Below are 9,536 nucleotides of genomic sequence, written 5' to 3'. Positions count from 1 at the left end.
GCGTCAGCCACTGGCGGTGGCGCAGTGTGCGCTCGGTGTCCTCCAGCCCCATCTCCCAATGTTCGCGCATCGAGGTGCCGGAGAACTCGTAGTCCTTGGCGTGGCCCTCGTAGCCCTTGTGCTGGTAGATCAGGTGGACGATGTTGACGACGCCGGCGTCGGAATAATCGGCGATCAGGTCCCTCTCACCCTCCTTCAGCAGTTCGGGGGGAACGCGCTTCAGCGCGTCGAGCAGCTTCATCTTCAGCGCATGGATGCGCTGGAAATTGTCGGTGTTCTGGCGCGTGCGGCTGGAATACATGATGTCCTTGTGGCGCGACAGCACGTCGGCCATGCCGCGCGGCAAGGCGCCACGCGCGCTGAACAGGTCGACCTGGAACACCAGCGAGGAGCGGTCTTCTTCCTGGTCGAGCAGATATTGCAGCGGCGTGTTGGAGACGATGCCGCCGTCCCAGTAATATTCACCCTCGATGCGGATCGAGGGGAAAGCCGGCGGCAGCGCGCCGCTCGCCATGATGTGCTCCGGGCCGATGCGCACCTTGTCGGTGTCGAAATAGACGAAGTTGCCGGTCCTGACATTGACCGCGCCGACGCTCAGCCGCTTCCTGCCGTCGTTGAGGATGTCGAAGTCGATCAGGCTTTCCAGCGTGTCCTTGAGCTCGGCGGTGTTGTAGAAGCTGGTCGCGCCCTCGGCGCCCGGCTGCTCGAACCAGGGATTGGGCGAGCGAGGCTTGAAGAAGCCGGGCTGGCCCATCATCATCGTCATCCACGAAGAGGTGCGGTTGCGGATGTCGCGATAGATGTCGCCCTCTGGCGTATAGGCCCAGATCTTGCGCCCGGAGATCGTCTGCCAGAACTGCTCCAGCCGCTCCAGCCTACGGCTCGGCTCGTTGCCGGCGATGATCGAGGCGTTGATGGCGCCGATCGACACGCCGGAGAGCCAGGTCGGCTCGCAGCCGGCATCGGACAGCGCCTGGTAGACTCCAGCCTGATAGGCGCCGAGCGCGCCGCCGCCCTGGAACACCAGGGCGATGCGGTCATACTGCGCCGTTATTTCCTCGATCGAGGCGGCGACCGCCTTGTTTCGGGTGCGTTCAAGCACGGGCCTTCTCCGGCTGGGTTGCGTTCGCCCAGGAATGGCCGCGGTCGGCGAGATAGTCATGGACGACTTCGCCCAGCCCAAGCGTAAGGTCGGCGGTGAAGTGGACGGCCGACACGATGTCCAGCACCGGCAGCTTCGCCACGTCGGCCATGACATGAGGGCGAAGGTCGAGCGCGGCCGGCGCCGTCCAGGCCTCCTTCAGCGTCACGTCGGTAAGGTAGTAGCGAACCAGCTCGCAGATGCGCGGCGTGCCGTCGACATGCGGGATGATCTTGCTGAGGAAGTTGGGCGCGGCGAGCGAGGCGAGCACCTGGTCGTGGTCGGCCTCCTGGTGCTTGTAACCCATCGTGCTGGTGGCGCATAGGACGCTGCCATAGTGCAAGGTGCCGACAACCACCTCGCCCTCATGCACGATCTTGGGGCTGGCGAGCTTCTTCGGGAAACCCCAGAGCTCGCGGCCGCCGGCGATCGGCGCATCGTCGTCGAGATACATGGAATGGACATAGCCGCCGTGCTGGCCCTTGTAGCGCACGGGGATGACCTGGCCGGTCTCGGTATAGTCGCCGAAGCCGGTCGAATCCGGCATGCGGATGAACTCGTACTTGACCAGCGGCTCGTCGATCTCCAGCGGCGCCGGCACGACCGCCTCCAGCGCCTCGCGTGTCGTGCGGTAGGTGATGATGATGTATTCGCGGTCGAAGAAACGGTAAGGCCCGGGCGGGAATGATGGATTGGTGAGCGGCATCGCATAGGCGCGCTTCACGACGTCGTCGATTTTCAAGCTATTTACCCATCGGTTGCAGGAATAATACGCTCGAAACGCGCAGGAGGACTATGTTGCACGGCACCATGACAGTGCCATGTCATCGACCTTGAGGCCAGCACGCAGTCTCCTTTACAGCATCACAACATTGTAATCGCACCACATATGGTCATGACATTGTTATGTTGCGGCGCACAAACTATGTGCGGAAATATCCCCTTCAATCCTGTCGCGAGATCATCATGGGTTCCCTTTCCTCGAAGAACGCCCTCGTCACCGGCTCTACCAGCGGTATCGGCCTGGCAATCGCCCGCGCCTTTGCCGCCGAGGGCGCCAATGTCACCATCAACGGCCTCGGTGACGCAGCTGATATCGAGCAGGAGCGCGCCGGCATCGAGAAGGATTTCGGCGTCAAGTGCCGCTATTCCGATGCCAACATGATGGACGGCGCGGCCGTCAGCGCCATGGTGCGCGAGGCCGATGCGGCTTTCGGCAGCCTCGACATCCTGGTCAACAATGCCGGCATCCAGCATGTCGCGCCGATCGACGAGTTTCCCGACGACAGATGGGAAGCGATCATCCGCATCAACCTGCTGGCGGCCTTCTACGCCATCAAGGCGGCACTTCCCGGCATGAAGGCGCGCAAATGGGGCCGTGTCATCAACACGGCTTCCGCGCATGCGCTGGTCGCCTCGCCGTTCAAGTCGGCCTATGTCTCGGCCAAGCACGGGATTGCGGGCCTGACCAAGACGGTGGCGCTCGAAGTCGCCCAGGCAGGCATCACCGTCAACGCCATCGCGCCCGGCTATGTCTGGACGCCGCTGGTCGAAAAGCAGATCCCCGACACGATGAAGGCGCGCGGCATGACCGAGGAGCAGGTCAAGCACGACGTGCTGCTCGCCGCGCAGCCGACCAAGGAATTTGTCACCGTGGACGAGCTCGCCGCGCTGGCGCTGTTCCTGTGCTCGGACGCGGCCAAGCAGATCACCGGCACCACCCTGCCGATGGATGGCGGCTGGACGGCGCAGTAAGCGTCGCAAACCGCCGCGGGTATCGCTCGCGGAAGCTCATTCCTTGACAAGGGCGAGGGATCGTTCCAGCATCCTAGGCAAGGGGTTCCCCGCGACGACCCCGTGAGGCGTCAGCCCAACGTTCGCGTCCAAACTCTCTTTGTTCTGGAGGTGGACGCCATGCCGTCAACAACCGAAATCACCGTACAGCAACTTTCCCGTCTCGCCGGCCTGCCGGATGCGCCCGTCCTCGTCGACGTGCGCGTCGAGGAGGATTATCAAGCCGATCCGCGCCTGCTGCCGGCATCCAGCCGGCGCGATTTCAGGACCGTCCCGACCTGGGCGGCGGAGTTCACCGGCTCCAGGGTCGTCGTCATCTGCCAGAAGGGCCAAAAACTCTCGCAAGGCGTCGCCGCGTGGCTGCGCCATGAAGGGATAGCGGCGGAATCGCTGGAAGGTGGCTTCGAGGCCTGGGCGGCGGCCAAGGCGCCGCTGGTCACGGCCAGCGCGATTCCGCCCCGTGACGACAAGGGCCGCACGGTCTGGGTGACGCGGGCGCGGCCCAAGGTCGACCGCATCGCCTGCCCATGGCTGATCCGCCGCTTCGTCGATCCCAATGCGGTGTTCCTGTTCGTCGATGCGGCCGAGGTGCCGGCGGTGGCCGACCGCTTTGCGGCGGTTCCCTTCGACATCGACAATGTGTTCTGGAGCCATCGCGGCGAGCGCTGCACCTTCGACACGATGATCGAGGAATTCGGGCTGCGCTCGGAGGCCCTCGATCGCCTGGCCTTGATCGTGCGCGCCGCCGATACGGCACGGCTCGACATGGTGCCGCAAGCGGCGGGCTTCCTTGCCGCATCGCTTGGCCTGTCACGCATGTTCCGCGACGATCTCGAGCAGCTCGAGGCGGGCATGCTCATCTACGATTCCTTCTTCAGATGGTGCCGCGACGCCACCGAGGAAACGCACAACTGGCCGAGCGGGAGCAAGCCGTTATGAACGACCTCATGGCGGGCAACGATGCCGAGACCGCCCGTGTGCCGCCGGCGCCGAGTTTCAGGGAGGCGGTGCGGCTGTGGGCCAGGATCGGGCTGCTCTCCTTCGGCGGGCCGGCCGGGCAGATCGCCCTGATGCACAAGGAACTGGTCGAGGAGCGCCGCTGGATTGGCGAGCAGCGTTTCCTGCATGCGCTCAATTATTGCATGCTCCTGCCTGGTCCCGAGGCGCAGCAGCTTGCCGTCTATGTCGGCTGGCTGCTGCACCGGACCGCCGGCGGTCTCGTCGCAGGCATCCTGTTCGTGCTGCCGGGGGCGCTGGTGATGCTCGGCCTCAGCAGCTTCTACATGCTCTACAATGATGCGCCGGTCATCGAGGCGCTGTTTTTCGGCGTCAAGGCGGCGGTGCTGGCGGTGGTGGTCGAGGCCGTCATCCGCATCGGCAAGCGGGCGCTCAAGAACCGGGTGATGGTGGCGATCGCGGTCGCCGCCTTCCTCGCCATCTATGTCGTCAAGCTGCCGTTCCCGCTGATCATCCTGCTGGCCGGACTGGCTGGCTGGGTCGGCAACCGCGTCGCGCCGGCCCTGTTTTCCGGGTCGGCGCATGGCAAGAGTGGCGTTGCCGACGACAGCAAGGGCGCCGTCGACCTGATGTTCGAGCGCGGCGAACTCGAGCACACCAGGCCGACGAAGTGGCACGCGCCGCGCACCATCGCCATCTGGCTGCCGATCTGGCTCGGGCCGGTGGCGCTGATCGCGGCGCTGACCGGACCGGCCAGCGTCTGGTCGCAACTAGGCAGCTTCTTCAGCGTCATGGCGGTCGTCACCTTCGGGGGCGCCTATGCGGTTCTCGCCTATGTCGCGCAAGCGGCGGTGTCGTCGTTCGGCTGGCTGGCGCCCGGCGAAATGGTCGATGGGCTCGGCCTTGCCGAGACGACGCCCGGGCCGCTCATCCTGGTGCTGCAGTTCGTTGGTTTCGTCGCCGCATACCGGCACGCCGGCGCGATAAACCCGCTGCTCGGCGGGGCGCTCGGATCGCTGCTGACCTTGTGGGTGACCTTCGTGCCCTGCTTCTTCTGGATCTTTCTCGGCGCGCCCTACATCGAACAGCTACGGCAGAACAAGGCGCTGTCGGCGGCGCTCGGCGCGATCACCGCGGCCGTCGTCGGCGTGGTGATGAACCTGGCGCTTTGGTTCGCGCTGCATGTCGTCTTCGGCACGGTGCGCAGCGTCGGCCTGGGCATGGAGATCCCGGTGCTGTCGTCGCTCGACTGGCGCGCCGCGCTGCTTTCGATCGCAGCGATGGTCGCCATGCTCAGGCTCGGGGTCGGCATGCTTCCGACGCTGGCCGCATCGGCGCTGGCGGGGCTGGCGTTGCAGGCGCTTTGACGCCTGCGCCATCACGGCGGCACGCTGCAAGACGGCGGCGCATCGGTCTGGCCGCAACCGGTGCGGCCATCACGGCAGGGTGATTTCCGGTCCGATCGAACGACGTGGTGTTGTCGGCGGGCAGCATCGGGGGCTACACGCTTTGTGCGCTTTGCCGCAATGAGGCCCGGTGCCAGGATTGTCCTTTCGAGTTGGAACGCAGCATGACGCTACTGACGCGCCGCAACCTTCTGAAAACCACGGCGGTGGCCGGCGCGGCCGGTATCGGGCTGTGCGCCATGGGCAGGTTCGCCAGCCGGGCCTTGGCCAGGCCCGATCCGGTGATGCTGAAGACGGCGAGGATCGAGGCGAAGCTGATGGATGTCGGCCAGACCAGGGATGTGCTCACCTATGGCGAGGCCGGCATGCCGCCAGTGCTCAGGATGAAGAAGGGTGAGCCGTTCGCCGCGCGGCTGATCAACGGCCTCGACGATCCGACGACGATCCATTGGCACGGCATCCGCGTTCCCAACAAGATGGACGGCGTGCCGTTCCTGGTGCAGCCCTATGTCTACACCGGCGATCATTTCGACTACGCGTTCACGCCGCCGGACGCCGGCACCTTCTGGTATCACCCGCACTGCAACACGCTGACCCAGATGGGCCATGGGCTGACCGGCGTGATCGTGGTCGAGAACCCGAACGATCCGCAATTCGATGCCGAAATGGTGATCAATCTGCGCGACTGGCGACTCGGCGATGACGGCCAGTTCATCGACCAGTTCCGGCCTCGCGATGCAGCAAGGGCGGGCACCTATGGGACGGTGCGCACCGCCAACTGGCTCGACCAGCCGCAATTCGATGCGCCCGCCGGCGGTTTGGTGCGGCTGAGGGCCGCCATTACCGACGTCACCCGCGTCTACGCCTTCCGTGTCGAGGGAGCCGAGGCGGCAGTCGTCGCGCTCGACGGCAATCCCGTGCCGCAGCGCTTCGCGCCCGACGCCTTGCAACTTGGACCCGGCCAGCGGCTCGACCTTGCCATACGCATGCCCGACGACGAGGGTGCCATCGTCAGCCTCAGGGACGTCAGGGGCACCAAGCCCAAAATACTGGCGACGCTGCGCGCGGTCGGAAAGTCGCTTAGGCGCGACGTTCGCGATCTCGCGGCGCTGGAAGCCAATCCGGTGGCGGAGGTCGATGTCGCCAGCGCGAAGCACATTTCGCTGGCGCTCAGCGCCACCGCGGAAAACGTTCCGGCCGACGGCATCTGCGGCTCGCTCGGTTACAGTTTCTGGGCGATCAACAAGGTGCCGTGGCCGGGCGACACGCCGGACCCGACCGCGCCGCTGGCCGAACTGAAGCTCGGCAGGAGCTATGTCATCGACATGGAGAACCTGACGCCGCAATCGCACCCGATCCATCTGCATGGGATGAGCTTCAAGGTGCTGTCGTCGTCGACGCGCCGGGTCCAGCCGCTCGTCTCCGACACCTATCTCATCCAGCCCGCCGAGAAGGTTCAGCTGGGTTTCGTGGCCGACAATCCCGGCGACTGGCTGCTGCATTGCCACATCATCGAGCACCAGAAGTCGGGGATGACGAGCTATATCCGGGTAGCCTGAAAGGACTGGTCGCAACGCATGACGGCGGCTCGCGGCGCGGGCAAAGGCTGGTTTTTTCGCAGCCACTCCGGATGTTGCGCCCCGGCGTTTCCAAACTTGAACGGGTGCCATTTCCAAAACTCGCGACCGCGCATTTACAACTAACATGTTAGTGTGATAAAGCTGCCCACATAGTGACATCAGGAGAGCTTTCGCAGTGACTTCGCGCTTTGGTCTTTCGGTCGCCCTGGCGACGCCTTTTCACGCGTCCGGGCAGATCGCGGTTCCCGCGATGGTCGCGCAGGCCAAGGCTTGCCTTGGCGCCGGCTGCGGCAGCGCTACGCTGTTCGGCACCACCGGCGAAGGTGCCTCGATCGGCACCGAAGAGCGGCGCCGCATCATCGAGGCCATGCTTGCCGCCGGCATCCCGGCGCATCAGCTCGTTTCCGGCGTGCTTGTCGATGCGGCCGAAGACGCGGCCGAGCAGGCGCGGCACGCGCTGCAACTGGGCGCCCGCAACATCCTTTTGGCGCCGCCGAGCTATTTCAAGAATGTCGGCGAGGACGGACTGTTCGGATGGTTTGCCGCCGTCTTCGCGGCGCTGGGTCCGCTGGCCCGCGATATCCTGCTCTACAACATCCCGTCGGTCACCATGGTGCCGTTGCCGCTCAGCCTGATTAGCCGGCTGCGCACTGCCTTTCCGAACGTGGTCGCAGGTGTCAAGGATTCGGGTGGCGACTGGAGCTACAGCGAGGCGCTGCTTGCCGCGCATGGCGACCTGGTGATCCTGATTGGCGACGAGCGGCACCTGGCGAGAAGCGTGCGCCGGGGCGGGCAGGGCGCCATTTCCGGCATGGCCAATTTCGTCACCGGCGAGATCCGCGCCATGGCGGTGGAGGGTCGCGACGATGCCCGGGTCGAGAATTTCGTGCTCGAACTGCTCAAATTTCCGGTCATACCGGCGGTCAAGGCGATGCTGGCGCGCCGAACCGGCGATGACGGCTGGCTCGCGGTTCGTCCGCCGCTGGAGCCGACCTCCCAGCAGGGGCGCAAGCAGCTTGCCGCAGCCTATGACCAATTGTTTGCGACAGAGCCGGCCTGACCGGCAAAGGAAGCGCTGAATGGAAGACAGCAGCGAACCGGCGACCCTCAGGGAAAAGGCCTATGCCAGCTTCACCCGGCATTTGCTGGCGCGCGATCTGAGGCCCGGGCAGTTCGTGTCGCAGCGCGAACTGGTTGCCTTCACCGGGCTGCCGCTCGGCGCCATCCGCGAGATCGTGCCGCGGCTCGAAGCCGAGGGCCTGCTCACCACCATTCCGCAGCGCGGCATGCAGATCGCGCATATCGACATCAACCTGATCCGCGAGGCCTTCCAGTTCCGCCTGTTCATGGAGCGCGAGGCGGTGGCGCTGTTCACCGTCAATGCCGCCGATGCCGAGCTCGCCCGTTTGCGGCGCGAGCATGAGGAGATGCTCGCTGAGGCGCTGGCGCAGCCGGCGACGCCGGAGATGGAGGCAAAGGCGCAGGCCATCGACTGGGCCATGCATGACACCTTCATCGACGCGCTGGACAACGAGATCATCGCCAAGGCCTACCTTGTCAATTCGGTGAAGATCCGGCTGATCCACCAGGAGCGGTTCCGCATCGACGGCCGCGTCGTGCCGGTCATGCGCGAGCACCTGGCGGTGATCGAGGCCATGGAAAGCCGCAACCCGCAAAAGGCGGTCGAGGCGATCAGCCTGCACATCGACAATGCGCGCCGGCTGGCGCTGCAGATCTGAGGGAAATGAGCCGCGCCGCGGCAGCGGCGCAATCCACAACGACAGCAACCCGGGAGGAAGAAATGTCGTCCAATCCGTTTACCCCAACCAGAAGGCAGCTGCTTGCCGGAACCGCCGCTCTTGCCGCCGCCGGCCTCGCCGGCCTGCGCCCCGGCTTTGCCGCCGGCGTCGACTGGAAGCGCTTTGCCGGCACCACGCTCGACGTCAATCTGGTCAAGAGCCCGCGCAGCGACACGCTGATAAAATACCTCGCCGAGTTCGAGGAACTGACCGGCATGAAGGTCAATGCCGAAGCGACGCCCGAACAGCAGCAGCGCCAGAAGACGGTGATCGAGCTCAGCTCCGGCAAGCCGAGCTTCGATGTCGTGCATCTCAGCTACCACGTGCAGAAGCGGCAGTTCGAGAAGGGCGGCTGGCTGGCCGATATCTCCGGCTATCTCGCCGATCCGACGCTCACGGATTCGGCGCTGGTCGAGGGTGACTTCGCCGATGCCGGCATGGTCTTCGCCAAGGACGCGCAAGGCGCGCTGCGCTCGCTGCCGTTCTCGGTCGACTACTGGATCCTCTACTGGAACAAGGAGCTGTTCGAGGCCAAGGGCCTCAAATATCCCGAGACGTTCGAGCAGCTGGTCGCCGCCGCCGAGGCGCTGACCGATGCTTCAGCCAACACCTATGGTTTTGTCGCCCGCGGACTGAAGAACGCCAACACGCCGGTGTGGACGTCGCTGATGCTGGGCTACGACATGACGCCGCTCGACGCCGACGGCAAGCTGCGCACCCTCTCGCCCGAGGCGGTCGAGGCCGCTGGCCTCTACCAGCGGCTGATGACCAAATCGGCGCCTCCCGGCGTTACCGGCTTCAACTGGGCCGAGGCGCAGTCCGCCTTCCTCCAGGGCAAGATCGGCATGTGGTTCGACGG

The 9,536-nt window shown here is 65.2% G+C and carries 9 protein-coding genes; 7 read left to right on the top strand and 2 right to left on the bottom strand.

Going from position 1 to position 9,536, the window contains the following annotated elements; all coding sequences use genetic code 11:
• Both EN781_RS16120 and EN781_RS16115 read right to left on the bottom strand, forming a co-directional pair.
• A partial coding sequence (locus EN781_RS16120; RefSeq protein ID WP_145965519.1) for a patatin-like phospholipase family protein occupies nt 1-1,102 on the bottom strand: 1,102 nt, incomplete at its 3' end.
• Complete coding sequence (locus tag EN781_RS16115) at nt 1,095-1,883, bottom strand: acetoacetate decarboxylase (protein WP_126058028.1); 789 nt, start codon at nt 1,881-1,883, stop codon at nt 1,095-1,097. The genes EN781_RS16115 and EN781_RS16120, both read right to left, overlap by 8 nt.
• A gap of 224 nt (nt 1,884-2,107) precedes the next feature.
• Between EN781_RS16115 and EN781_RS16110 the strand changes: the two genes are divergently transcribed.
• The 7 genes from EN781_RS16110 to EN781_RS16080 form a co-directional block, all read left to right on the top strand.
• Nucleotides 2,108-2,896, top strand: coding sequence for a 3-hydroxybutyrate dehydrogenase (locus EN781_RS16110; protein WP_126058029.1), 789 nt, complete (start codon nt 2,108-2,110; stop codon nt 2,894-2,896).
• 159 nt (nt 2,897-3,055) lie between these two features.
• Complete coding sequence (locus EN781_RS16105; protein ID WP_126058030.1) at nt 3,056-3,874, top strand: sulfurtransferase/chromate resistance protein; 819 nt, start codon at nt 3,056-3,058, stop codon at nt 3,872-3,874.
• A complete protein-coding gene (chrA, locus tag EN781_RS16100) occupies nt 3,871-5,259 on the top strand; it encodes a chromate efflux transporter (protein WP_126058031.1) in 1,389 nt (462 codons plus the stop codon). Before EN781_RS16105 ends, chrA begins: the two co-directional genes overlap by 4 nt.
• A gap of 203 nt (nt 5,260-5,462) precedes the next feature.
• Complete coding sequence (locus tag EN781_RS16095) at nt 5,463-6,857, top strand: multicopper oxidase family protein (RefSeq protein ID WP_126058032.1); 1,395 nt, start codon at nt 5,463-5,465, stop codon at nt 6,855-6,857.
• A gap of 196 nt (nt 6,858-7,053) precedes the next feature.
• Complete coding sequence (locus EN781_RS16090) at nt 7,054-7,938, top strand: dihydrodipicolinate synthase family protein (RefSeq protein ID WP_126058033.1); 885 nt, start codon at nt 7,054-7,056, stop codon at nt 7,936-7,938.
• A gap of 19 nt (nt 7,939-7,957) precedes the next feature.
• On the top strand, nt 7,958-8,617 hold the full coding sequence (locus EN781_RS16085; RefSeq protein WP_126058034.1) for a GntR family transcriptional regulator: 660 nt from the start codon (nt 7,958-7,960) through the stop codon (nt 8,615-8,617).
• A gap of 62 nt (nt 8,618-8,679) precedes the next feature.
• Nucleotides 8,680-9,536, top strand: an 857-nt coding sequence (locus tag EN781_RS16080) for an extracellular solute-binding protein (protein WP_127400139.1), incomplete at its 3' end; no start/stop codon positions are given.

It is taken from the genome of Mesorhizobium sp. M4A.F.Ca.ET.090.04.2.1 (genome assembly GCF_003999085.1).
GTDB lineage: Bacteria > Pseudomonadota > Alphaproteobacteria > Rhizobiales > Rhizobiaceae > Mesorhizobium.
This window is presented reverse-complemented; position numbering and strand designations above follow the sequence as displayed.

What these genes read in the sequence shown, in the direction of transcription:
- EN781_RS16110 (WP_126058029.1), top strand. Translation starts at nt 2,108, where the DNA reads ATGGGTTCCCTTTCCTCGAAGAACGCCCTCGTCACCGGCTCTACCAGC.
- EN781_RS16105 (WP_126058030.1), top strand. Translation starts at nt 3,056, where the DNA reads ATGCCGTCAACAACCGAAATCACCGTACAGCAACTTTCCCGTCTCGCC.
- chrA (WP_126058031.1), top strand. Translation starts at nt 3,871, where the DNA reads ATGAACGACCTCATGGCGGGCAACGATGCCGAGACCGCCCGTGTGCCG.
- EN781_RS16095 (WP_126058032.1), top strand. Translation starts at nt 5,463, where the DNA reads ATGACGCTACTGACGCGCCGCAACCTTCTGAAAACCACGGCGGTGGCC.
- EN781_RS16085 (WP_126058034.1), top strand. Translation starts at nt 7,958, where the DNA reads ATGGAAGACAGCAGCGAACCGGCGACCCTCAGGGAAAAGGCCTATGCC.